The 24514-nt window shown below is 61.6% G+C and carries 22 protein-coding genes; 10 read left to right on the top strand and 12 right to left on the bottom strand.

Annotated features, from left to right (window positions below; translation table 11 throughout):
* Window positions 1-182 precede the first annotated feature (182 nt).
* Window positions 183-1442, top strand: a complete 1260-nt coding sequence (locus ATN84_RS15930) for a flagellar biosynthetic protein FliO (protein ID WP_068882595.1) — start codon at window positions 183-185, stop codon at window positions 1440-1442.
* A gap of 232 nt (window positions 1443-1674) precedes the next feature.
* Here ATN84_RS15930 and dksA read toward each other — a convergent pair whose 3' ends face one another.
* Window positions 1675-2091: an RNA polymerase-binding protein DksA gene (dksA, locus tag ATN84_RS15925; protein WP_068882594.1), complete on the bottom strand. Its 417-nt coding sequence runs from the start codon at window positions 2089-2091 to the stop codon at window positions 1675-1677.
* Window positions 2092-2524: 433 nt separating this feature from the next.
* Here dksA and ATN84_RS15920 point away from each other — a divergent pair, with 433 nt between their 5' ends.
* The 4 genes from ATN84_RS15920 (at window position 2525) to ATN84_RS15905 (ending at window position 6309) form a co-directional block, all read left to right on the top strand.
* The gene (locus ATN84_RS15920; RefSeq protein WP_068882593.1) at window positions 2525-3031 is read left to right on the top strand and encodes a SixA phosphatase family protein; all 507 of its coding nucleotides are present in this window, start codon (window positions 2525-2527) and stop codon (window positions 3029-3031) included.
* Window positions 3032-3107: 76 nt separating this feature from the next.
* The gene (locus ATN84_RS15915; protein WP_153020260.1) at window positions 3108-4571 is read left to right on the top strand and encodes a YcjX family GTP-binding protein; all 1464 of its coding nucleotides are present in this window, start codon (window positions 3108-3110) and stop codon (window positions 4569-4571) included.
* On the top strand, window positions 4568-5689 hold the full coding sequence (locus tag ATN84_RS15910) for a YcjF family protein (RefSeq protein WP_068882591.1): 1122 nt from the start codon (window positions 4568-4570) through the stop codon (window positions 5687-5689). The genes ATN84_RS15915 and ATN84_RS15910 overlap by 4 nt, the downstream gene beginning before the upstream one ends.
* Before the next feature lie 86 nt (window positions 5690-5775).
* Window positions 5776-6309, top strand: a complete 534-nt coding sequence (locus ATN84_RS15905; protein ID WP_068882590.1) for a hypothetical protein — start codon at window positions 5776-5778, stop codon at window positions 6307-6309.
* 141 nt (window positions 6310-6450) lie between these two features.
* On the opposite strand, the gene folK is transcribed toward ATN84_RS15905, so the two are convergent.
* The gene (gene folK, locus ATN84_RS15900; RefSeq protein ID WP_068882589.1) at window positions 6451-6972 is read right to left on the bottom strand and encodes a 2-amino-4-hydroxy-6-hydroxymethyldihydropteridine diphosphokinase; all 522 of its coding nucleotides are present in this window, start codon (window positions 6970-6972) and stop codon (window positions 6451-6453) included.
* Window positions 6969-7805 (bottom strand): dihydropteroate synthase, encoded by an 837-nt coding sequence (gene folP / locus ATN84_RS15895; RefSeq protein WP_068882588.1) that lies wholly within the window; start codon window positions 7803-7805, stop codon window positions 6969-6971. Before folP ends, folK begins: the two co-directional genes overlap by 4 nt.
* A gap of 202 nt (window positions 7806-8007) precedes the next feature.
* Here folP and ATN84_RS15890 point away from each other — a divergent pair, with 202 nt between their 5' ends.
* Window positions 8008-8616: a DUF922 domain-containing Zn-dependent protease gene (locus ATN84_RS15890; protein ID WP_425287410.1), complete on the top strand. Its 609-nt coding sequence runs from the start codon at window positions 8008-8010 to the stop codon at window positions 8614-8616.
* Window positions 8617-8629: 13 nt separating this feature from the next.
* Here the strand turns inward: ATN84_RS15890 and ATN84_RS15885 are convergent, their stop codons facing one another.
* From ATN84_RS15885 to ATN84_RS15875, 3 genes are all read right to left on the bottom strand, one after another.
* Window positions 8630-9655: an NAD(P)/FAD-dependent oxidoreductase gene (locus ATN84_RS15885; RefSeq protein WP_068882586.1), complete on the bottom strand. Its 1026-nt coding sequence runs from the start codon at window positions 9653-9655 to the stop codon at window positions 8630-8632.
* A gap of 62 nt (window positions 9656-9717) precedes the next feature.
* Complete coding sequence (locus tag ATN84_RS15880; RefSeq protein ID WP_068882585.1) at window positions 9718-10041, bottom strand: 2Fe-2S iron-sulfur cluster-binding protein; 324 nt, start codon at window positions 10039-10041, stop codon at window positions 9718-9720.
* A gap of 154 nt (window positions 10042-10195) precedes the next feature.
* Window positions 10196-10600 carry an Hpt domain-containing protein gene (locus ATN84_RS15875; protein ID WP_068882584.1) on the bottom strand — a complete coding sequence of 135 codons (405 nt, stop codon included), beginning with the start codon at window positions 10598-10600 and terminating at the stop codon, window positions 10196-10198.
* A 311-nt stretch (window positions 10601-10911) separates the two neighbouring features.
* Between ATN84_RS15875 and ATN84_RS15870 the strand changes: the two genes are divergently transcribed.
* The gene (locus ATN84_RS15870; RefSeq protein ID WP_068882583.1) at window positions 10912-15447 is read left to right on the top strand and encodes an apolipoprotein A-IV repeat region-like domain-containing protein; all 4536 of its coding nucleotides are present in this window, start codon (window positions 10912-10914) and stop codon (window positions 15445-15447) included.
* A 506-nt stretch (window positions 15448-15953) separates the two neighbouring features.
* Here the strand turns inward: ATN84_RS15870 and ATN84_RS15865 are convergent.
* From ATN84_RS15865 to ATN84_RS15850, 4 genes are all read right to left on the bottom strand, one after another.
* Window positions 15954-16544 (bottom strand): ABC-type transport auxiliary lipoprotein family protein, encoded by a 591-nt coding sequence (locus ATN84_RS15865; protein ID WP_068882712.1) that lies wholly within the window; start codon window positions 16542-16544, stop codon window positions 15954-15956.
* Between the two features lie 65 nt (window positions 16545-16609).
* Window positions 16610-17605: an MlaD family protein gene (locus ATN84_RS15860; protein ID WP_068882582.1), complete on the bottom strand. Its 996-nt coding sequence runs from the start codon at window positions 17603-17605 to the stop codon at window positions 16610-16612.
* Between the two features lie 24 nt (window positions 17606-17629).
* Window positions 17630-18478 (bottom strand): ABC transporter ATP-binding protein, encoded by an 849-nt coding sequence (locus tag ATN84_RS15855; RefSeq protein WP_068882581.1) that lies wholly within the window; start codon window positions 18476-18478, stop codon window positions 17630-17632.
* A gap of 9 nt (window positions 18479-18487) precedes the next feature.
* Window positions 18488-19663: an ABC transporter permease gene (locus ATN84_RS15850; RefSeq protein ID WP_068882580.1), complete on the bottom strand. Its 1176-nt coding sequence runs from the start codon at window positions 19661-19663 to the stop codon at window positions 18488-18490.
* A gap of 69 nt (window positions 19664-19732) precedes the next feature.
* On the opposite strand from ATN84_RS15850, the gene dgcA reads away from it, so the two are divergent.
* Both dgcA and ATN84_RS15840 read left to right on the top strand, forming a co-directional pair.
* Window positions 19733-20716: an N-acetyl-D-Glu racemase DgcA gene (dgcA, locus tag ATN84_RS15845; RefSeq protein WP_068882579.1), complete on the top strand. Its 984-nt coding sequence runs from the start codon at window positions 19733-19735 to the stop codon at window positions 20714-20716.
* 137 nt (window positions 20717-20853) lie between these two features.
* Entirely contained in the window at window positions 20854-21306 is a 453-nt protein-coding gene (locus ATN84_RS15840) for a DoxX family protein (protein WP_068882578.1), read from the top strand.
* A gap of 79 nt (window positions 21307-21385) precedes the next feature.
* Here ATN84_RS15840 and ATN84_RS15835 read toward each other — a convergent pair whose 3' ends face one another.
* Both ATN84_RS15835 and ATN84_RS15830 read right to left on the bottom strand, forming a co-directional pair.
* Window positions 21386-22411: a glycosyltransferase family 4 protein gene (locus tag ATN84_RS15835; protein ID WP_068882577.1), complete on the bottom strand. Its 1026-nt coding sequence runs from the start codon at window positions 22409-22411 to the stop codon at window positions 21386-21388.
* A gap of 226 nt (window positions 22412-22637) precedes the next feature.
* Entirely contained in the window at window positions 22638-23489 is an 852-nt protein-coding gene (locus tag ATN84_RS15830) for a UDP-2,3-diacylglucosamine diphosphatase (protein ID WP_068882576.1), read from the bottom strand.
* Window positions 23490-23666: 177 nt separating this feature from the next.
* Here ATN84_RS15830 and ATN84_RS15825 point away from each other — a divergent pair, with 177 nt between their 5' ends.
* Window positions 23667-24446, top strand: a complete 780-nt coding sequence (locus ATN84_RS15825) for an SDR family oxidoreductase (RefSeq protein WP_068882575.1) — start codon at window positions 23667-23669, stop codon at window positions 24444-24446.
* Window positions 24447-24514: the final 68 nt, after the last annotated feature.

The raw sequence follows: 24514 nt of genomic DNA, 5'->3' as shown, positions 1-24514 counted from the left end.
ATTGTCACATTTTCTGTTGGCTGTGTGAGCATTTCAATTAAGACAGGAATATTTCAATCGATGATTGTTTCCTTTAGCCGCCTTGGTCGGTTATGCCTAATACTATTGAATTGCGTATGGGGACGCATCCACAGAGGCTATTTCGGGATGATGCAGGTGCATCTGCATAAGGAGAACGCGGCATGAACGAGTGGTTGGCTGGAATTGTCGGCGAGAACGCCGCGCGTATTGCAGGTTTCATACTCCTGTTTCTGCTGATCCTTGTGGCGATTGTCATCGTTTTCGCCATCATTCGCCGGCTCACCGGAGGCACCTTCGTGGCAGGTGGACGCGGCCGCGCACCGCGCCTGTCGGTCATGGACGCAGCCGCCGTGGACAACCGCCGGCGGCTCGTCCTGGTGCGCCGCGACGATGTGGAGCATTTGATCCTGATCGGCGGCCCGACGGACGTCGTCGTCGAGCAGAATATCGTCCAGGCGGCTCGCGCTCAGAGCCGCACGCACACGCCGAAAGCCGAGGCCGAGCCTTTCGTCAGCGCCCCTGCTCCTTCTCCGGCCTTTACCGGTGCTCCGACCAGGGAACAGCCGGCCGCGGAACCCCGCGAATCCGAGCCGGCCGCGGCTGCCGCCGAGCCCGCCCCGCCCATCGCGCCGCCGGTAAGCGGCACGCCCGTAAAACGACCGCCCGCCCCGGCCCCCTCTTCTCCGGAACGCGCCGTGGAAAGGCCGCAGGAGCGTCCGCGTCCGCCTGTGCCCCCCTCCAGGCCGGCGGCCCCTGCGCAGCCGGCCGCGCCGAAACCGGCACCGCAATTCGCGCCGGCTCCACAATTCACGCAACCGCCGCGCCCGGCGCCCTCCTACCCGCCGCAGCCGCGCACCGTCCTGCCGCAGCCTCCGCAGCCGGTCGCGCGCGCGCATCCCGCCTATCCGCTGAGCCAGGTCGCCAAGGGCGTGATAACCGCCACGTCAGGTGCCGCCGCCGCATCCGCCGCTGCGGCAAGCCTCAACATAGCGCCGAGCCGCGATACGACGCGGACCTCCACTCCTGAGAACGAGGCACCCAAGGCGCCGTCCATCGATGACGAAAAGCCGGGAAGTGCCCCGCAATCAGGCTTCGAGGAAAGCCCAGCCGAACCGCTTACGCCGGCGCCGCCCGCGCGGGAAGACGTCTCCGATAAGCTCGATGAATCAGACGCGGAACTTCACGATGCCATCCTCGATGAATTTGTCGTGGAAGAACCGGAACCCGTTGAAGAAAAAGAGAATGCTTCCGCCGAGGGCAACATCCCGGATGCGGAACTCGTCAATATTTTCGAGGACGAGCTCTCGAGCGAGCTCAACATTTCACCCAGCGAAAATGCGTCGGACAAGCCGGAGGCCGGCAGCATCGAGGACGAGATGGAGAAGCTGTTGGGCGAACTGTCCAAGCCCAACGGGAAATGATGGAATTTGCGTAATTGGCTGACGAAGCCGCCAATTTCCCTTCTCCCCGCGGAGAAGGGCTTGAGCGAAGGGGGAAGGCCGCAGCGTTTGAAGTTGACGCTAGCTCACCAACTCCGCACGGCAAAAAAAAAGCCACGGAGAAACTCCGCAGCCAATCAGACAAGAAATCTGTCAAACGTGTTCTTTTCGAACAGATAGCGCCGGCCTGTTCCGCCGGTCGCCTCAAATTCAATCAATCGTCGCGATAGACCTTTTCCCGCCGCTCATGCCTCTCCTGCGCCTCGATGGAAAGCGTGGCGATCGGACGCGCGTCCAGCCGCTTGAGGCTGATCGGCTCACCGGTCTCTTCACAGAAGCCGTATGTGCCATCATCGATGCGCTGGAGGGCGGCATCGATCTTGGAGATCAGCTTGCGCTGGCGGTCGCGGGCGCGCAACTCGATCGCACGGTCCGTTTCCGATGAGGCTCTGTCGGCAAGATCAGGATGGTTGGCGTTTTCCTGCTGCAAGGCTTCGAGCGTTTCACGTGCCTCGCGGAGGATATCGTTTTTCCAGGCGACCAGCTTTGTGCGGAAGTAAGACTTTTGCCGTTCGTTCATGAACGGCTCGTCTTCAGTGGGCCTGTAGTCAAGGTCAATCAATTCACTCATATCTGAATCACCCCACATCTAGGAGACGCGAGGCCTATATATGTCCAGACGAAACGTCGCACAATAAGAAATGACCACCGACCACCACTTTTTAGTGCATTGATTTTGCTCAAAAATGCAGCAAAGTTGAGTTTTAGTTCCTAATTCGTTCGTATATTGCTGCCGGAATTCCCCTTTTGATTGACCTCGTTTGCTTCCCTCCACTGATTTTTGAATAAAATTACTCGCAAAAAATCGCCCGCACCACATATCCGTGATAATGCACAAATTTTAAGCCTCGCCTGCTTTTATCTCATTCCCCTCAACCAAGCGTGGCCGAACAAAAAAATGTGTTCTGCTGACTGGCTGCGACGCGCAGCGGTTCGGGACGTGCAAAACGCTGCTTTTCATGACAGAAACAGCGATCGCGACATCAGCCTAAGGAACGGGGAACATGAGTCGTATCTATCTTCTGCGTCACGCGAAAGCGGTGGCCGCCGCTCCCGGAATGAGGGATTTTGACCGGCCGCTCTCCAACGGAGGCGCGAAAGCCGCCAGGAACATGGGTTCCGCCATGGCCGTCGCCGGGTTCATTCCCGATCTGGCGATCTGCTCGACGGCAAAACGCACACGCGAAACGCTCGATAATCTCCGCCTCACCCTCACCTCCCCTTTTCCTGCCGCCGACAGCGACGCACTCTATACGGCCAATGCGAATGGCTATCTCGATGCGGTTCATGATGCCGGTGACGCGTCCTGCGTGCTTGTGATCGGACATAATCCGTCCATGGAGGAACTGGCGCTGGCGCTTGCAACCAAAGGCCATCCCGCCCTGCTCCAACGCCTTTCACATGGCTTCCCGACAGCGGGCCTTGCCGTCATCGATTTCGAGGGTCCGCTCGCCGACGCCGCGGCTGGCGCCGGAACTTTGCGCGCCTTCATCACACCCGCAGATATTTGACTGATTTCACCCGCTTTCTTGTGATTTTAACCGTTCCATCCTTATATCCGGAGCCGCAAGCAATTTCGGCGAGGCCATCTTGGGAACACTGACCACCCTGACAGACGAGGCGAAAATTGCCCTCGATACCCTGGCCGACCGGACGACCGGTCTCATCTCGCCATCGCTACGTCTCGGCGTTACCGGCCTTTCCCGCGCCGGCAAGACGGTGTTCATCACCGCGCTGGTCCATAATCTCATTGCAGGCGGCCGCCTGCCGCTGTTCGAGGCGCAGAAGCAGGGCCGCATCTCACGCGCCTTTCTGGAGCCGCAACCGGACGATGCCGTGCCGCGCTTTCAGTATGAAGAGCACCTGAAGGCGCTCATCGATGAAAGGGAGTGGCCGGAATCCACCCGCGCCATATCCGAGCTTCGCCTGACCATCGAATATGAATCCGCATCCTCCTGGAACCGGATGTTCTCGGCCGGCCGGCTTTCGGTCGATATCGTCGATTATCCCGGCGAATGGCTGCTCGATTTGCCGCTTTTAGGCAAAACCTATGCGGATTTTTCAAAAGATTCCTTCGATCTCGCCCGCATGCCGGCCCATGCCGAGCTGGCGCGCCAGTGGTTAGCCGAAGCGCAAACCGTGCAGCCGGAAGCGGAAGCCGACGAGCTGACGGCGCAAAGGCTTGCCAAAAGCTTCACCGCTTACTTGCGTGCTGGAAAGGCCGATGAAAAAGCGCTTTCCACCCTGCCGCCCGGACGCTTTCTCATGCCGGGCGATCTGGATGGCTCGCCGGCGCTGACCTTCGCACCCCTGCCGGACCTGAAGCCTGGAAGCCACAAGGCGGGATCGCTCGCCGCCATGATGGAGCGGCGTTACGAGGCTTATAAGACCCATGTGGTCAAGCCGTTCTTCCGCGAGCATATCGCCCGGCTCGACCGCCAGATCGTGCTTATCGACGCCATGCAGGCGATGAATGCCGGCGCTCCCGCCGTCGCCGATCTCGAACGGGCGCTGACGGAAATCCTCTCCTGTTTCCGCCCGGGCCGCACCAATTTCCTGACCGGTCTCGTTCAGCGGCGTATCGGCCGCATCCTCGTCGCCGCCACCAAGGCGGATCACCTGCATCACGAAAGCCATGACCGGCTGGAGGCTATCGTCCGCCGTCTCGTCGACCGGGCGATCAGGCGCGCAGGCTTTTCCGGCGCCAGCATCGACGTGCTGGCCATGGCGGCGGTCCGCGCCACGCGCGAGGCGACCGTCACGCAAGGCAAGGAAACCCTTCCCGTCATCATCGGCACGCCGTTGAAGGGCGAGATGATCGACGGCGAAATCTTCGACGGGAAAACCGAAACAGCCATATTTCCCGGTGACTTGCCGAAGAATCCGGAATCGATTTTTGAAGAATCCACTCACCCCGCCCATGATCTGATCCGTTTCGTCCGCTTCCGCCCGCCGAAACTGGAGCGAACCGCCGAGGGCATCACGCTGTCGCTGCCGCATATCCGGCTCGATCGCGCGCTGCAATTCCTGATCGGAGACCGCCTCGCATGACTGAGACACCGCCGCGCAAGCCAGCCGCTTTCCGTCTCGACAGCCCCGCGGTCTCGGTCGAGGGGAAGGAAGAGCGCAGGCAATCCGCATCTGCTCAGGAGGGAAAGAAACAAGCGACAGTCCGTAAGCCGACCGCGATCCGCGACATCGCCGTCGTCACCCCGGCACCGGTCGATGTCTTCGAGATGGAAAGCCTGGACACTGCCGAGCTCGACGCCCTCACCCCGCCGCCAGCCCTGCCGCCGCGCCGGCGCTTCTCCTTCGCCGGCCTTCTCACGGGGGCGCTGGGCATCCTCGTCTCGCTTGCCATCGGCATATGGACCGACGACCTGATCCGCGCGCTATTCGACCGCGCCACCTGGCTCGGCTGGGCGGCTCTCGGTGTTGCCGCGGTAGCGCTTCTGGCGCTGGCCGTTATCGTCATCCGTGAAGCGCTGGCGCTAAGAAGACTAGCCTCGGTGCAGTTCCTGCGCGAGGAAGCCGCCGATGCGGCCGCACGAGACGACGCCCGCGCCGCACGTGACGCCGTGGCCAGCTTGACGTCCATTGCCTCAAGCCTGCCCGCCACGGCGCGCGGGCGCGAGACACTGAAGGCGCTTGAAGGCGACATCATCGACGGGCGCGACCTGATCCGGCTGGCAGAAACCGAAATCCTGCGCCCGCTCGACCGAGAGGCGCGCGGCATGATCCTCGCCGCCGCCAAGCGGGTCTCCATCGTCACCGCCGTCAGCCCGCGCGCGCTGGTCGATGTCGGCTACGTGCTCTTCGAAGCGGCAAGGCTGATCCGCCGTTTATCGGAGCTCTATGCCGGTCGTCCCGGCACCTTCGGCTTTTTGAAGCTGACCCGGCGCGTCATCGCCCATCTCGCCGTCACCGGCACGATCGCGGTCGGTGACAGTCTCGTCCAGCAGATCATCGGCCACGGCCTGGCTTCGCGGCTTTCGACCAGGCTTGGCGAAGGTGTCATCAACGGCCTGATGACCGCACGGATCGGCATTTCCGCCATGGATCTCGTTCGTCCTTTCCCCTTCAACGCCGAGAAACGGCCGGGTATCGGCGATTTCATCGGCGATCTTGCAAGGCTCAATGGGGAGAAAGTCCCACAGAAGAAGGATTGACAATTAGGGCGACGCAAACCAAGCATTAACCAATCCGGCCGATTATCGGCTTTGAATCGCCCTGTGCAGAACCCCGAGTCCAACTTATGAAAAATTGCCTTGCCGCATGTCTCTTCCTGCTGCCTTTGGCGGGCGCAGCCTCCCAGGCGCAGGCCGCCGACACGGATGAGCGGTTTTTCCGCAATGTCGAGGGCCAGTGGACTGGTCCGGGCGAAATTGTCGCCGGGAAATACAAAGGCACCAAATTCACCTGCACGCTTGCAGGCACCACGCCGGAAGATGCCGTCGGCATGACGCTCGACGGCTCCTGCCGTGTCGGCGTCTTTTCCCAGCCGATGAAGGCAACCGTCATGCGCAAGGGCAAGACCTATACCGGCATGTTCAACGATGGCGCTGCAGGCAAGGGTCTGGACGTCACCTCTGGCACCGTCAGCCGCGACCGGGTGGTGTTTGGCCTCAACCGCAAGCAGTTGAATGGCGCGATGCTCGCTCGCATCGCCGACGACAACACCATGAACGTCACGGTCTCCGTTCGCGTGGAACAGGAACTCGTCCCCGTCATCGGCATGAGCCTCAAGCGCGTCGACGGCGCGGCCGTGGGCAGCATCGCGAAGAACTGACGCGTCTGGAGTAGTCCACTTCACTGCGATGCGGTTTCCGTTTGGAACGTTCCGGAATGGATCCTCGGGTCAAGCCCGAGGATCCATTCCGGAACATCGTCACTCCATCAGCGCTCGGCCATAAAGACACGAACCGTTCTACTAAAAGTGCCGCCACCAGCCCGCCTCGTCGCGGGCTTTTTCTATGCCTGACAGGTCGCAATCCCCGCGCCATGCCTCGATCGTCCGCCCATTAACCTCAAGCCCCGGCGCGATCTCCGCCAGCGGCACCAGCACGAAGGCGCGCTCCGTCATGCGCGGATGCGGCAATGTGAGCGCCGGATCCTGCAGCGTTTCCACGCCTTCGAACACCAGCACATCGATATCGATGGTGCGCGGGCCCCAGCGTTCCGCCCGCTGCCTTTTCATCTGCTTTTCGATGCCGAGACAGGCTTCCAGCAATGCGACAGGCGCAAGGCTCGTTTCTACCTCCGCGCAGGCATTGTGGAACCAGTCCTGATCGGTCTTCCCCCATGGCGGCGTGCGATAGACGGACGATACCGCCACGACCCGCGTATCGGCACGCGCGTCGAGCGCGCGCAGCGCCTGGCCCATGGCCGCGACGGGATCGCCGATATTGCCGCCAAGGCCGAGCCAGGCTTTGCGCATGCCGCCCATCGTCATGCGCCGGCCCGGCTTTTCAGGATGGCGTCGGCGACGACCAGCGCATCCCGGTTTACAGCGACATTATGCACCCGGAAGATATCTGCGCCTGCAAGCCGCAGGATGGCGGAAGTCGCCGCAGTACCGACATCGCGATCTGCCGCCTCCCGTCCGGTCATCGCGCCGATCAGCCGCTTGCGCGATGTACCGACGAGCAGCGGAAAGCCGAATGTCCGCAACTCCGCAAACCGCGCCATCAATGCGATATTCTCTTCAGAATCCTTGGCAAAGCCGAAGCCCGGATCGAGCACGATGCGGCTTTCCTCGACATTTGCCGCCTTTGCGATCTCAAGTGACCGGTCGAGGAAGGCGAACTGGTCGGCGATTACGTCGGGGTCGCGCTCGCGCTCGCGGCCGGTATGCATGATGACGAGCCCTGCCCCCGTCTCGGCCGCAAGATTGGCGATCCCCGGCTCGCGCTGCAGCCCCCAGACATCGTTGACGACATGCGCGCCGGCCTTGACCGCGAGCCGCGCGGTCTCCTCGCGATAGGTGTCGACGGAGATGAGACAATCCGTATCCTGGGCAAGCGTTGCGATCACCGGCAGGATCCGCGCTTGCTCAGTCTCCGCATCGACGGGAACCGCGCCCGGCCGCGTCGATTCCCCCCCGACATCGATGATCGCCGCCCCCGCATCCAGCATGGCGCGAGCAGCCGTGAGCGCCCTCGGCAGATCGTCATGCAATCCGCCGTCGGAAAAGGAGTCCGGCGTGACATTGAGAATGCCCATGATGACGGCTTCTTCGCCCAGGATAAGGCTGCGCCCATGGGCAAGCCGCCATTCTCTTCGCATTTCCGCTTTGCTCCCCTTTTGTCGATCGGCCATCATCCCACTTGTGCCGACGAGAACCCAAGGCGTCAACCAACATCAACCCGTCAATTTTTACGACAATTATATTTGTCTTGACGATTGTGCGTCATGCTGAACCTATCCGCGATCAGAAATGTTATACTGGCATTCGAAGCTGCAAAGGACCTGGGTGAAAATGATTTCCATGCGTAAGGTTCTGGCCTTGACGGCCGTGCTCGCTTTTGCGGCCACTACAGCTGAGGCTGCCAAGATCCACCGCAGCTACAGCTATTACACCGTCTCAGGCAAGACCGCCGCCGATCTCGACAAGGCGCTGTCGAGCGGGGGCCATTTGCTGAAAAGCACCGGCCAGCGCCATCCCGGAGCGGCGCAGATCCGCTTCGACGCGAAGGCGCGCTATGGCTCCAACGGAAAGGCCTGCCGCGTCACTGGTGTTTATGTGAATGTCTATGCCAAGGTTTTCCTGCCGCGCTGGAAGCAGCGCCGCACCGCATCGCAGGAACTGGCCCTCGTCTGGGATACGCTCTCGCAGGATATCAAGCGCCACGAGGAGAGCCACATCGTCATCGCCCGCAGCCATGCGAGCGATATAGAGCGTCAGGTGAAGGCGCTGCCTTCACGGCCCGATTGCGCGCTGCTGCGCCAGGATATCGACAAGATCACCACACGGGTGATGAAGGATCACGACGCCGCGCAAAAGCGGTTCGATCGCGTCGAGACGCTCAATTTCGAGAAGCGTTTCGAACGCCTCCTGACCTATCGCCTCGAACGCGAGTTCGGCAAATCGAATTAGGATAAACCCGGCGTCACTGGACGCCGAGCTTCTTCTGCAGGCTCGTTGAAGAGGTTGTGTACTGGAAGACGACCCGCTCGCCGGGGCTGACGATGCGCTTTGCCGCCTGGGTCATCAGCGCCGCCTCGTGGAAGCCCGAAAGAATCAGCTTCAGCTTTCCCGGATACCAGTTGATGTCGCCGATGGCGAAAATGCCGGGTTCGGACGTCTCGAACTTCTCCGTATCGACCGCGATCAGATTCTCGTGGAGATTGAGCCCCCAATCCGCGACCGGCCCGAGCTTCATCGTCAGACCGAAGAACGGCAGCATGCGCGTGGCGGGCAGCTCCTTCTCGCCGTCGCTGTCTTTGATCTTCACCGCGGCGATCTGGCCGTTTTCGCCCTTCAGCCCTGTCACCTGCCCGAGTTCGAAGCGGATGCCGCCGCTGTCGACCAGCTCGAACATCTTCTTCACGCTGTCAGGCGCGGCGCGGAACTCGGCGCGCCGGTGCACGAGCGTCAGGCTCTTGGCGATCGGCTGCAGGTTGAGCGCCCAGTCGAGCGCGGAGTCGCCGCCGCCGACGATCATCACGTCCTGGTCGCGGAAGGCTTCCATGCGGCGCACGGAATAAAAGACGCTGGTGCCCTCATAGGCCTCGATGCCGGGCACCGGCGGACGCTTCGGCTGGAAGGAACCGCCGCCGGCGGCGATCACCACCACCTTTGTCTCGAAGATCTCGCCCTCGTCCGTCTCCACACGGAAGCTGCCGTCAGCCTGCCGCTCAAGCTTGGTCACCATCCGGTTGAGGTGGAATTGCGGCGAGAAAGGCTTGATCTGCTCCATCAGCCGGTCGACCAGCGCCTGGCCTGATATCTCCGGCCATGCCGGAATGTCGTAGATCGGCTTTTCCGGATAGAGTTCCGCGCACTGGCCGCCCGGACGGTCGAGAATATCGATGAGATGACATTTGAGGTCATAGAGCCCCAGCTCGAAAACGGCAAAAAGCCCGACCGGGCCGGCTCCGACGATCACGACGTCCGTGCGGATAATTTCACTCATTTCGTCATCCTGTCCACTGCCTGAAAATGTATTGAGATTCCGGTCAGGGCGAGGTGGAATCCCTAGCTCTGCCGTTCCGGAATATGCACCACGAGCCCGTCCATCTCGTCCCTCACCTTGATCTGACAGGAAAGCCGAGAGGTCGGACGCACATCATAGGCAAAATCCAGCATATCCTCTTCCATCGGCTCCGGCTCGCCGACTTCCTGCGTCCATTCCTCGTCGACATAAACATGGCAGGTCGCACAGGCACAGGCGCCGCCGCACTCCGCATCAATGCCGGGGATGGCGTTGCGGATGGCATTCTCCATCACCGTGGAGCCATTCTCCGCGTCGACTTCGGTGCGTGTTGTGCCGTCGAAAGAGACAAAGGTGATTTTCGTCATTCTGCGATCCCAAGCTTATTGAGTTCCGCAGATACTGCCTCGCAGGCGCAAGTTCAACCCGGCTTCAGCCTGCCAGGCGGCGCTCCGCGCCATCTGCGGCATTATGCAGCCGGTGGAGCGCCGTCATGATGTTGGATGGATAGGATTTACGCCGTCAGCGGCTGATGGCCGCGATGAATTCCTGCACGTCCGTCAGGGCATCGTAAAGGACGGCGACGACCTTGTCATTGGCCGGATCAGATTCGATCTTTTCTGCGAGTTCCGCCACGCGGAACGCGCCAACGGAACGGGCCGAGCCTTTCAGCGAATGAGCGAGAAGCCCCCGCTCCTTGCCCGTGACCTGGCCGATGCGGTCGGCCACCCCGCTTGCCTGCTTGGAAAACAGCGCAAGCACTTCCGCTTCCAGCGTGCGGTCGCCGAGGGTCTGGCGCGCCAGATGGACGAGATCGATCGGACGGCTGCGCGACGGACTGGAGATTTCGCCGCCCGGCTGGACGAAAGCGATGGCAGCACTTTCCACGGGAGCGACTCGGTTGTTGCTTTGACGGGCTACCGCCATTTTATTCTCCTTGGATCCTTTTCGGTGCATTCCCGTTCGCCTTCAAAAATGGCATATTCGAGACTTGCACCTTGCCTGTCGATGCAGATTTCCACAATTTGGTTAAAACAGGTGTAAGGGCGGAAAACGGCGATTTTTACGACACGTCAAGCGCCCAGCATTAACCTTGTGTTTAAACTTTTAAGCATTTGCGAATTCGGATGTTTCTTTCCGGCACACGAGCCGGTACGATATAAGATGGGCGTAATAAGTTCGGTGCGGCATCTGAACGCGATGCCCCATCAGTAATGAGTACGAGGTAAGTAACGGCGATGGCACCCAAAACCAAAGCGGAGAAGATCGACCTCGAGGTCGAGGAAGCGCTGGAAAAGGCCCTGGATATCGATTTCGACGACGATCTGGGCATCGATATGAACCTCGGCTCGGTCGAAGATGATTTTTCGCTTGATGATCTGGAGGAGCAGATCTCGCGTGCGGCCGAAGAACTGGCCAATGAGAAGAAGGCTGCGCCCGCTCCGTTTGCATCCGCCAAGCCGACGGCCGCCAAACCGGCTTCCTCAACGGTAAAGCCCGCCATCGTCGCGGCGCCGCCTCCGCCGCCCTCTCCGCCGCGCGTCGTGGCCGTGACTACGCCCGCAAACGATCCGGCAGTGGATATTTCAGCCGCCCAGCCACAATTCCAAGGCCAGTCCCAGAACCAGCCGAAAGCCGCGTCCCTGACACCGGCCAACGACGACTTGCGGAGTGACGCGGCGCTTCTGCGCCGGAGCCTGACTCAGCGCCCGTCAAACCGCATCTATTGGACGACGACCGCCCTGAGCGCGCTCTGGGCCGCCGGCGGCCTCGCGATCGGCCATTCGCTCAGCGCGTCGGGTCTGACATCGCCGCAAGCCATCGGCAATTTCTTCTCCTCGCCCACCGGCATCGCGGTCGCGACCGGCATCACCGTGCCGATCCTCATGTTCTGGGGCTTCGCCCACATGCTGCGGCGTGCCCAGGAAATGCAGTTCGCGGCCCGCACCATGACGGAAGCAGCCATGCGTCTCGCCGAACCCGAGGCGATCGCCGGCGAACGCGTCACCTCGCTCGGCCAGGCGGTCCGCCGCGAAGTGGCGGCCATGAGCGAAGGCATCGAGCGCACGCTTGCCCGCGCCGTCGAGCTCGAAACCCTCGTTCAAACGGAGGTCAACGAGCTGGAGCGCGCCTATACGGACAATGAAATCCGCATCCGCACGCTGGTCGGCGAACTCGGCAATGAGCGTGAAGCGGTCGTCACCCACGCCGAACGCGTCCGTTCCTCGATCTCCGGCGCGCATGAGCAGCTGAAGGAAGAGCTCACTACCGCCAGCAGCATCATTCGCGACAGCGTGCTGGGCGCCTCGACGCAATTGACGGAATCGCTCAACCTGTCCGGTGAGAACCTCGTCAACAGGATCAACGAAAGCGGCAATACGATCACCGGCGCCATCAACACGCGCGCCGACGACGTCTCCTCCCGCATCACCACCTCCGGCGAGGCTTTTGCCAATCTCCTGGATACGCGCATCGCCGCGTTGAACGAACAGACGCAGACGGTAGCCGCAAATCTTGAGGAAGCGCTGGACAAGCGTACCAGCGGCATCGCTTCCCTGCTCGGCAACGCGACGCAGACGATGGTCAGCGAGTTCGACGAACGTCTCGCCAATCTCGACAACACGCTTTCCGAGCGCGGCCGCTCGCTGCTGAGCGAGTTCGAGACCCGTGCGCAGTCTCTCGACGCCAGCACGGAAAAGCTCAATGCGGCGCTGGAGGCGCGTTCGCGCCAGATCAACGAGAACCTCATCGCTCGCACGCGGGAGATCGCCGAGACCTTCTCTGAAGGGCGTACGTCGATCAGCGGCGTCATCGACGAGACGAAGACGCGGATATCAAGCGATCTCTCGGGCATCGCCGAATCGGTCGCCAGCCTTCTCAATGAAAAGGCCGCGTCCTTCGCGGGTCAGTTGGCGGAAGGCCGCGATGCCCTCGCGGCCTCGCTCGCCGGCGAGACCGACCGTGTTCAGGCTGTCATTCGCGATCACGCCGATACGCTTGCCGGTCATACGTCCGATATCGAGAAGGCCGTCGCCGCCAGCGCGGCGACGCTCGGTGGCGTCACGGAGAACCACGCATCACTGCTCGAGGAGCGCACCGCCGCGATCCGCGCTGCCATCGCCGAAAACAGCGCCCTTCTCGACAAGACCTTTGAAAAGCACGGCGCTACGCTTGATGAACGCACCACCGGCATCCGCGCGGCGCTGGCCGAGAACAACACGGTGCTGCAGAACGTCTTCGAAAACCACGTCAGGTCGATCGATGAGCGCACCAGCGGCGTCCGCGACCTCCTCGGCGAAAGCCAGGATGCGCTCGCCCGCGCCCTTGATGAGCGTACGCAGGGCATCCGCGATCTCTTGAACGGAAGCCAGGATGCGCTTGCCCGCACGATCGATGACCGTACCAGCGGTGTCCGTGACGTTCTGACCGAGGGCCAGGATGGGCTTGCCCGTGCGCTCGACGAGCGTACCGCTGCCATCCGCGCCGCGCTTGCGGAAAGCCGCGATACGTTTGGCACGAGCTTCGAAGATCACGCCCGCACCATCGAGGAGCGCACTGCCGGCCTCAACTCCGTCCTTGTGCAGAACCATGCCGCCCTCGCCCAGACGCTGGACGGGCATGAGCGCACGATCGAGGACCGCGCCGCCGAAATCCGCGCAGCACTGACGGAGAGCACGGCTTCGCTCGGTGAAACGCTTCAGGATCACAGCGCAATCCTTGAACAGCGCACGGCCATGCTGCACCAGGCCATCGGCGAAAGCAGCGCGGTGATCGGACGGGCATTCGACGATCAGACCGGCATTATCGACGAGCGCACCTCGACCATGCAGAAGGCGTTGTCGATCGGTGTGGACAATGTGCGCAAGTCGCTTGAGCAGAGTGCATCGGTCGTTGCCGGTGCCTTGCGCGAGAAGATCGGCGAAGCCGCCAACACGCTTTCGGCTGAAGCCGCGCGGGCCAGCGAAGCGCTCGACGGCTATGGCGAATCCTTCAGCGCCCGCCTCATCGAAAATCTCGACAGCACCGAATCCCGCCTCAACGAGCGCGCCGATGCCATTGCCATGAGCCTCGGCGAGATCGGATCGCGTGTGGCAACCGAACTCGGCTCGATCGAGGCGCGCATAGCCAATGTGACGGAGAACACCTCGGCCACGCTGGAAGAGCGCACGCGCGAACTCAACACCGTTCTGGCCGCGCGCTCGCAGGAGATCACCCGCATCCTTCACGATACCGCGGAACCGCTCGTCGAGCGTCTTGCCGACAGCGGTCGTGGTCTCGCCAGCCAGCTCGAAGAAGCCACCCATGCCGCGACCGACAGGCTCCGTGCGGAGAATGCGGCGCTGGTCAATGCGCTTGCCAGCCGGACGGCGGAAACCATCTCCGCGATCCAGGAAGCCAAGACCGGCCTGTCGGAGGGTGTGGGCGATCTCATCGACCGCCTGGCGACCTCCAACACCAAACTTGGCGAACTCATCGATGTCGCCACGCGCAATCTCGGGGATATCGATACCCGTCTCCTCGATACAACCTCGTCCTTTGCCGAGAATACCAGCCGGGCGGCCGAAACCTTCGCCTCTTCGACCCGCCTCATCGATGGCAATATCAATTCGCTCAGCAGCCTCTCCAACGAGACGCTGAAGCAGATCACCAATATTGCCGAGCGCTTCGAGGAACATGGCCGGATGCTCGGCTCCGCCAACGAGATGATCGGCTCGGCGCAGAGCAATCTCGCCGCCACGCTCGAAGAGCGTCAGCAGGCGCTGCAGGACCTCGCCTCCGGCTTGGTCCAGAGGTCGGAAGGCATCGAGCAGGTCATGCGCTCCTTCGAGAAGCTGGTGTCGACCGCGTTCGAACGCGCCGAGGGCCGCACCCGCATGTCGGCCGAGCAGATGCGCGCGGCCATCTCCGACGTTGTCGAGCAGGCGTCGCAGAAGTTCACCACCGCGACGGACGAAATCCGCCGCACGGCCGCAGAAATCCGCGCTGAGCTCGACGTGACGCGCAGCGAACTGAAGCGCGGCGTGCTGGATATGCCCGCCGAGGCCAAGGAATCGACCACAGCCATGCGCAAAGCCGTTTCCGAGCAGATCAACGCGCTCAAGGAACTGGCGGAGATCGTGAATAAATCAGGTCGCCTGGTCGATGTCGGCGAGAGCCGGGCTGACAGGACGGTCTCCCGCCCTGCTCCGGCGCCCCGTCCCGCACCGGCCGCGTCAATTCCGGCAGCCCCGGCGCCTCGTGCTCCCGAACGTGCGTTTTCAGCAGAGGAGCCGATCGGCGGCGGCAGGAGCCAGCCCGCTCCCGCACAGGGCGGCGCGCCGCGCAATGGCGGCGGCTGGGTCTCCGACCTTCTCGCCCGCGCCTCGCGCGAGGACGAACAGCCCGAGCAGATCCGCGCGCAGCCGAGCGGCACACCGCGCTCACCCGCCCATGTCGTGGAATCGCTTAATTCGCTGTCGGTCGATATCGCCCGCGCCATCGACCACGACGCATCCGTGGAGCTCTGGGACCGCTACCGTCGCGGCGAGCGCAATGTCTTCACGCGCCGCCTCTACACGCTCAAGGGTCAGCAGACCTTCGACGAGATCAAGCGCAAATACCAGTCCGACAGCGAGTTCCGCCGCGCGGTGGACCGCTATATGGACGATTTCCAGCGCCTGCTCGAGGATGTCGCCCGCAACGACCGCGACAATATGGTGACGCAGACCTATCTGACGTCGGATACCGGCAAGGTCTACACCATGCTGGCCCACGCCAGCGGTCGCCTGCGCTGATATGCAAAGGGCATGAATGCAAAAAACGCGGCTCCCGGGCCGCGTTTTTTGTTTTTGGAGCATTTCACTCGAAACGGAAATGCTGGCATGAATAGCACCGCTTTGCCCTCCTGACGTCATTCTCGGCTTGCCCCGAGAATCTGCGACAAAGCTGGAAGTGAGCTAGACCTGAGCTTTCATGTTTTGATGGAATCGCTCGACCTTCAGGCCGTTCCGCACAGCCGACGTAGTGGGGAGGCAAGGCAGTTGCACACCCACCGGCGTCATCCTCGGGCTTGACCCGAGTATGACGCAATTGCGATGTTTTGTCCCCATCGTGGAACCTGCGGCAGCGGCGAATGACCAGAGCCTGCCTCGCTGCAGATTCTCGGGACAAGCCCGAGAATGACGACGGAGAAGGCCTCGATGATACCGCCAAAACGGGAACCGCCGAGCACCGGCAATCCTTTGGTAGGAGACGAAAGCGAGGAGAGGTTCGCGCTATGGCAAGAGGCCGCGCTTCTCGCTCAAATCACCGAAAGCGTCCAGCTGACGATTTCGCCGGTGACCTTGTCGAAAGCCTCGTTGAGCGCGCGCACATAAGCCGCATTGCCGGTTCCGCGCACCGGTGCCGAAGCGCTGAACACGCGTGTCGAGCGGACCTCACCGTTCTTGTCGTTCAATATCTTGGTCGCGATCTCGACGACCGCCATCCGCGGCGAATTGAAGGTATCGACGCCGAAGGCGCGGATATCGGTGATGATCTGGTAATTGATGGCAAGCCCGTCGCCGGGCCGTCCGACACCGCCCAGCCGGCCAGTATTTTCAAAAGCCTGCACCAGGCGCGACTGCACGATATTGGGCAGCCGATCTCCCCACTGTGCTCCCTTCAGATATTCGATCTCGCCCGGGGAGGTGTTGATGACGATGTTCTCACCATCGAGCGCCTTGAGCGCCGCGGGGGCGGCAATCAGTATCTGGATATTTTTCCGGTTTTTGGCCGACACCGCAGGATAGGACGTCACCAGGTCGAACGTATCCAATGGCGTCGTGCCGCAGGATGCGACAGTCGTGGCCAGCAGAATGGCGCCGGCAGTCCGCCCGAATTGTCGAAATATCGTCAAATGCAAGCCCGTCCCTCTCGCCGCACGGAATTTCTTCTTCTCACGGGAACGCAACCGGATCAACGCCGTGTGCGCCCGTCATATTGCGGGACGGTGCCCTGTCCACCGAAAATAAGCCTTTGCGGATCCCGTTCGAGGTCGCTGATCGCCCGCTCGATGCGCTGGATCGAGCGGCGGCTCTCGGTGACGAGCGCCTGCACATCGCGCAGCCCCGATCCCGAAAATTGCTGGAGATTGTCAGCAATCGGCGCGAGACGGGCATTGAGCGTATCAGATGTCTTGCGGATGGATTCGAGTGTCTGCTTGGTTTGCGCCACGACACTGTTCTTGTCGTCATCTGACAGTAGCTTGTCCACCTTCTGCATGATGCCGTCGACCTGCACCGAGGCGGCATTGAGCCTGCTCATCGCCTCGCGTGCATTCCTGACGATATCCTGCACATCGTCGGTATTGGCTGCGAGCTTGTCGATGACGTCCGAATTCTTGGCCAGAGCGTCGGTAAAGGTTTTTGTGTTCTTGACGGTATCCGTCAGCGGTGCGCGCACGTCCTTGATGAAGCCTTCGAGCGCTTCAAGCGCGCTGTTGGCGCGGGCGAAGATGTCCTGCGCCGTTTCCAGGAGATTGTTGACGGCATTGGGATCAGCATCGATGCGCGCCACGGTATCGCTTTTCTCCGCTTCCTCCAGCAGGTTGGGCTCATTCAGGCTGCCGCCCTTCAACTCGATATAGGCCAGTCCGGTGAGGCCTTGAAATCCAAGCTCGGCCTTGGTCGAACGGGTGATCGGCGTCGTCCGGTTCACCTCGGTCCGCACGATCACCATGTTCGGGTCCGTGTCATCGAGCAAAAGCCTGCGCACGTCGCCGACCTTGATGCCGTTGAACAACACCTGTCCGCCCACGGAAAGCCCGGTGACGGTGCCGGGAATGCGCACGTCGAGCTCCACCGTATCGCGGCTTTCGCCATAACGGGCGATCCAGTAGACGAAGCCGAAGGCCGCCAGGCTCACCAGCAGCGTGAAAATTCCCACCAGAACGTAATTGGCTTTGGTTTCCATGATTTATCCAGTGGTTTCCATGTCTTATCCGGCCTGGCGGGGGCCGGTTTCCGCCCGGCGCCTGGTCGGCGCCGCCGGATCGATCTGGCGCGCGCGCTTGCCACGAAAATAGGATTTTACCCAGGGATCATCAACCGTCAGCATATCCTCAATGGTCCCTTCAACCAGAACCCGTTTTTTTCCGAGCACGGCAATGCGGTCGCAAACGGCGAACAGGCTGTCGAGATCGTGTGTAACCATATAGACGGTCAGCCCCATCGTGTCGCGCAGATTGGCGATCAGATCGTCGAATTCGGCCGCGCCGATCGGATCCAGCCCCGAGGTCGGCTCATCGAGAAAGACGACATCGGGATCGAGCGCCAGCGCTCGCGCAAGTGCGGCCCGCTTGATCATGCCGCCCGAAAGCTCGGACGGGAACTTCTCCGCCGTGTCGGGCGTCAGACCGACGAGATCGATCTTCAGTCGCGCCAGTTCATCCATCAGCTTGGGCGACAGATCGAGATACTCGCGCATCGGCACCTGGATATTCTCCAGAACGTTCAGCGAGGAGAAAAGCGCACCATGCTGGAACAGCACGCCCATGCGCATGTCGATCGCCATCTTCTCGGTTTCCGTGACATTATCAATGTTACGGCCGAATATCCTTATCTCACCGGATGCCTTGCGGTTGAGGCCGAGAATGGTGCGCATGAGCACCGATTTACCCGAACCGGATGGACCGATGAAGCCCAATATCTCGCCCGGAAAAATATCAAGGCAAAGCTTGTCGAGAACAGTCTGGCTGCCGAACGAAACGGTGACGTCGCGTACTGAAATCACCGGCTCGCGAGAGCGCTGTGCCTGATCGGGTGCGGGATTGACCACGTCGCTCATCCGGCCATCCTAGAAGTCGATCGCCGCGTAGAACATCGCGAACAGCCCGTCCACGACGATCACCACGAAGATGGATTTAACGACCGACGCGGTAACGCGGCGCCCCAGCGATTCGGCGCTTCCTCCAACTTTCATGCCCTCCACCGAAGCCATGATGCCGATGATCATCGCCATGAACGGCGCCTTGATCAGCCCGGCCAGATAGGTGGAGATATCGATGGCGTCGCGCAGGCGCGCCAGGAACGCGGTCGGTGGAATATGCGAATAGGTCCACACTACGAACCCCGCCCCGACCAGAGCGGCAAGATCGGCGATGATCGTCAGAAGCGGCAATGCGATGACCAGCGCTACCAGACGGGGAAAAACCAGGACGCCGACAGGATTGAGGCCGATGACCGTCAGCGCGTCCGTCTCCTCGCGCATTTTCATCGATCCGATCTCGGCGGTGATCGCGCTGCCCGAGCGCCCCGCCACCATGATAGCGGTCAGAAGAACGCCCAGTTCGCGCAAGACCAGAATGCCGACCAGATCGATGACGAATATCTCCGCCCCGAAATAGCGCAGTTGGAATGCCCCCTGCTGCGCAACGATGCCGCCGACGATCGTCGACATCAGCAGCACGACCGGTATCGCCCCTACCCCCATGCGATCGATCTGGTTGGCGATGGCGGCGAAGTTGATGCCGCTGCCCCGTCCAAGCTTCATCTGCGATCCTCGGATGGTCGCGCCCAGAATATGCATCGACATCATGAAGTCGTCGCGCACCGCATAGGTGAACTTGCCGAGTTCCTCGAGAAAACCGATGAGAAAGAACTGCCGCTTCGGGCGTGTCGCGCGGCCGTTGCGCTCCACCGCTTCGCCGACAGCCTCCAGCAGCGGTCGCCATGCCTCTCGCGCACCGTGCAGCGTGACGCCGATATTGCGCGCCCTGAAGGACTGGCTGATCCTCTCGATCAGCCAGGCACCGGCCGTGTCGAGACCGACGACATTGGTGAGATCGATCGACACGCTCGAAAAGCCGCTCTGGCTCTGCAGCTTGCGCATGGCGTCATCGACTAGGTGAACCCCGTGCGACGTCCAGCGACCGCCGAGCGCGATCGTGGCGCCTTCGGCACCCGTCGTCACCTCGATCCGGGGAGCAGTATCGGGGGCGGCTCTTGAATTGTCCGCAGCGTCGGTCAACATGTCTTATTCTTATCGAGTCTTTCAGGCCGTGTCACTTGACAGTGCAGCCAGCCTAATCCGGGTCAATCAATGCGTATAAATCTGCAAATACAGCGTGATCGCTACCCCATCGCAGGCAAATTTACAATCTCGCGCGGCTCCAAGACCGCAGCCGATGTGCTCGTCTGCACGCTGAGCGACGGCAAATATGAGGGACGCGGCGAATGCGTGCCCTATGCCCGCTACGGCGAGAGCCTCGAAAGCGTCACCGCCGAGATCGGAGCTGTGCGCGAGGCGATCGCCGATGGCGCCGCCCGACACGATCTCCTCCGGCTGATGCGTCCCGGCGCCGCACGCAACGCCGTCGATTGCGCCTTGTGGGACCTGGAAGCCAAGCGGATGGGCAAAAGGGTGGCGGAAGCGATTTCATCCGAGCCCCCTCGCCCATTGACGACCGCGATCACCATTTCCATGGGCACTCCTGAAGCCATGGCCGAGACCGCCCTCGCCCTCTCCAGCCACCCCGTCATCAAGGCGAAAATAGGTGGGGAAAACGATGCAGCCCGCATCCGCGCCGTGGCAAAAGCGGCACCATCGAGCCGAATCATTCTCGATGCCAATGAAGGCTGGACGGAGGAAAACTTCCGCAAGAACATGATGATCGCGGCAGAGGCCGGCATCGCGCTGATCGAGCAGCCGCTCCCCGCCGGCAAGGACGAGCTTCTGGCGGCGACGCCCCGCCCCGTGCCGGTCTGTGCCGACGAAAGCGCCCATACGTCCGAAGGGCTGGAGGCACTGGCCGGGCGCTACGATGCCGTAAACATCAAGCTCGACAAGACGGGCGGGCTGACAGAAGCGCTCGCCATGCGCAAACGCGCCCGCGAGCTGGGGCTCGGCGTCATGGTCGGCTGCATGGTCGGCACCTCGCTCGCCATGGCGCCCGCCGTGCTGCTCGCGCAGGATGCCGATTATGCCGATCTCGACGGTCCGCTGCTTCTCGAACGCGACCGCTCTCCAGGCCTCACTTATCAGGGTACGATCGTCTACCCACCCGAGCCGGATCTGTGGGGCTGACGATTTCGTGATCGCTGGGCCTGGCCACATCAAAACAATTTTACTTGATCTGATTCATCATGTTTTTATCGCCAAAATATGTTGGTGCTGATCATTGCGGCCAACATTGATTGCCGCCAACCTCAGAGGAAAGAACCTTGAGCGATCTCCGTATCAAAAACAGCCCAAAACTCTTCATTCCCACCTTGAACGGTATCTATTCATCGCTGCATGAATTTGCCGAAACGCTGCTGCGTTTCATCGGCGGTGCAGCGCTGGTGACCCACGGTTACGGCAAGATCCTCAATCCGTTCGGCGCGAGCGGAATGGTGGAAAGCCTCGGTTTCTATCCCGGCGCGTTCTGGTCGCCGCTGCTTTCGGCTACGGAGTTTTTCGGCGGCATTCTGCTGGCCATCGGCCTTTTCACCCGTCCGGTGGCCTTTGCGACGCTGATCGTCCTTCTCGTTACCGTATGGTTCCATTGGGGCGTGCAGGGCCAGGGCTATTCGGGCGCGGAAAAATCGATCCTGTGGTCGGCGATCCTCTTCTTCTTCCTCATCCGCGGCGCCAACCGCCATTCGGTCGACGCGAAGATCGGCAAGCAGTTTTAAGGGAATAGGGAAGTAGGGGAATAAGGGAATATGTTTTACGGTAACATACTCCCCTACTCACTTATTCCCCTATCTCCACTCAGGCCGCTTCCACCTCTTCGGAAGCAAGGATCGGCGTCAGCACGCCCTGGAAGATATCGGCGCAATGTTCCCAGGTGAAATCTTCGAGCGCCTTGTCGGGATCGACGCGCCCCATCTTGAGGGCATCAAGGCAGGCCGCACCCAGGTCCTCCGACAGAACGCCCGCGCCTGTCGCCCCGATCACATCGCGCGAACCCGGCACCGGATAGGCCGCCACCGGCAGACCGCAGGCGATCGCTTCGAGCAGCACCAGCCCGAATGTGTCCGTCCGGCTGGGGAAAACGAAGACATCCGAGCCCGCATAATAGCGCGCGAGCTCCCCCCCTTCCTTCTTGCCGGCGAATACCGCATCGGGGTAGCGCGCCTTCAACTCACCGAGGCTCGGCCCGTCACCGACCACAAGTTTCGTCCCCGGCAAGTCGAGCGACAGGAACGCTGACAGGTTCTTCTCCGGCGCGACGCGCCCGACACAGAGAAAGATCGGCCTCGGCAGGCCGAGGTCGACATCCGGCTGCGGGTGGAACAGCGAGCGGTCGACGCCCCTAGTCCAGACCTTCAGATTGGTGAACCCGCGCGCGGCAAGCTCGTCCCGGATCGACGGTGTGGGCACCAGGCTGCACTCGGCGGCATTGTGGAAGCGCCTGAGAAATCCATAGGTCAGCGACAGCGGAACCGGGAAACGCTCATGCAGATATTCCGGAAAGCGCGTGTGGAAGCTGGTGGTGAATTGCCAGCCTTTTTTCAGACAAGCCCGCCGCGCCATAATGCCGAGCGGCCCTTCCGTCGCAATGTGGATATAGGCCGGCTGAAGCTTGGCCAGCGCAGCGCGAACGGCGGCCGGGCTCGTCAGGGCCAGCCGGATCTCCGGATAGGTCGGGCACGGCACAGAACGATAGTCCGACGGCGAAACGATGGTCACGGCATAGCCTCGCGCGCTCATCAGGTCGCGGATATGGGTCAGCGTCCGCACCACGCCGTTGACTTGCGGATGCCATGCGTCTGTGACAATGACCAGACGCTTCATTGGAGCTTTTCACTCCGAAGGAAAAATGCTGGCGGGACAGTACCCCCCTCTGGCTTGCCAGCCATCTCCCCCTCAAGGGGGGAGATTACGCCTTCATCAGTGCGCAATACCAGTTGCTGACGTTGCCAAATGAGCGTCGAGAGCCATGTCAGCCAACCTCCCCCCTTGAGGGGGAGATGTCCGGCAGGACAGAGGGGGGTGCCTAACGATCCCATTAAACGGCCGTCTAGGCGACATTCGCCGGCTTCGGCATGGCTTGGCGCGCCGCGGGGCGGTGGTCCTGCAGGTCGATAACGGGCGCGAAACCGGCCTTTTCACCGATCAGATGCGTCCAGGAGATCAATTCCATGGTGCCGTCGAAATGCTCCACGATTGCCGTGCAGCTTTCGACCCAATCGCCGGTATTGATATATTCCACCCCATCGATGGTTTCCATCGTGGCGTGATGGATATGGCCGCAGATGACACCGTCGACGCCGACGCGGCGCGCCTCCTCCGAAACGACGTCCTGAAACGCGCCGATGAAATTGACCGCCTTCTTCACGCGGAACTTCGCCCATTGCGAAAACGACCAGTAGCGCAGGCCGAGCAGGCGGCGCACCTTGTTCATGACCGTGTTGAAGGTGATGGCCGCGTCATAGGCCCAGTCGCCGAGATAGGCGATGAAACGTGCATTGCGCACCACCACGTCGAACTGGTCGCCATGGATGACCAGGAATTTGCGTCCGTTCGCGGCTTCGTGCACGGTGCGGTTCATCACCTCGATGCCGCCGAAATGCGTACCTTGGAAATCGCGCAGGAACTCGTCGTGGTTGCCGGCGATATAGATGATATTGGCGCCCTTGCGGCTCTTGCGCAGGAGCTTCTGCACCACGTCATTATGCTCCTGCGGCCAGTGCCAGTTGCGCCTGAGCCGCCAGCCATCGACGATATCGCCAACGAGGTAGATCGTTTCCGCATCGTGAAAACGAAGGAAATCGAGGAGAAAATCCGCTTTCGCCCCTTTGGAGCCCAGATGGACATCCGAAATGAAAAGGGTGCGGTATTTCTTTGCGTCTTCGCCTGCGTTCTTGCCCATCGCCAGCTTCCGTCCGTCTTGTGATGGCGTTTAGGCGGCATAAACACGATTCATGTCACAAACGTGTGACGGTCTCTTTCGGTCATCTCGTCGCGGCGGTGCGCCGAAGTGCGTTTTGGCGATTTGCAAAGCGCTTTCTTTGGCCTATCAGAACCCTGAAACAAGATGGAGTTAGCCATGGATCTGGGATTGAAAGGCCGCAAGGCGATCGTCTGCGCATCGAGCAGAGGGCTTGGCAAGGCCTGCGCAATGGCTCTGGCGCAAGCCGGATGCGATCTTGTCATCAACGGCCGCGACGAGAAGGTGCTCGCCGCAACCGCCGAAGAATTGCAACGTGCCACGGGCGTGTCCGTCACGCCGGTCCTGGCCGACGTCTCCACCCCGGAAGGGCAGAAGCAGCTCCTCGCCGCCTGCTCCGAGCCGGATATCCTGGTCAACAACAATGGCGGCCCGCCGCATCGTGATTTCCGTGAACTCGACCGCCAGGCGATCCTCGACGGCGTGACGCAGAACATGGTCACCCCGATCGAGCTGATCAAGGCGGTCATCGACGGTATGGTGGCGCGCGGCTTCGGCCGCATCGTCAATATCACCTCCACTTCGGTCTATAAGCCCATAGCCGGGCTCGACCTCTCCTCGGGCGCCCGCGCCGGGCTCACATCCTTCCTGGCGGGCGTCGCCCGCACCGTCGCAAGGGACAACGTGACGATCAACAACATCCTGCCCGGCGCCTTCGATACGGACCGCCTGCGCAGCGGCATCCGCTTCGGTGCGGAAAAGGCAGGGCTGGACCCGGAAAAGGCGGCGGAACAGCGCATGTCCAGCATCCCGGCCGGACGCTTCGGCGAGCCGGATGAATTCGGCAATGCCTGCGCTTTCCTCTGCTCCAGCCATGCCGGCTATATTACCGGCCAGAACCTGATCATCGACGGCGGAGCCTATCAAAGCGCCTTTTGAGCGGATCGCCTGCCGCCGCCGGCGTGCGGCGGCATATCATCCGCCTCGTATCCCGCCTCTCCGGAAAG

The sequence above is a fragment of the Paramesorhizobium deserti genome, from assembly GCF_001558695.1.
Lineage (GTDB): Bacteria > Pseudomonadota > Alphaproteobacteria > Rhizobiales > Rhizobiaceae > Paramesorhizobium > Paramesorhizobium deserti.
This window is presented reverse-complemented; position numbering and strand designations above follow the sequence as displayed.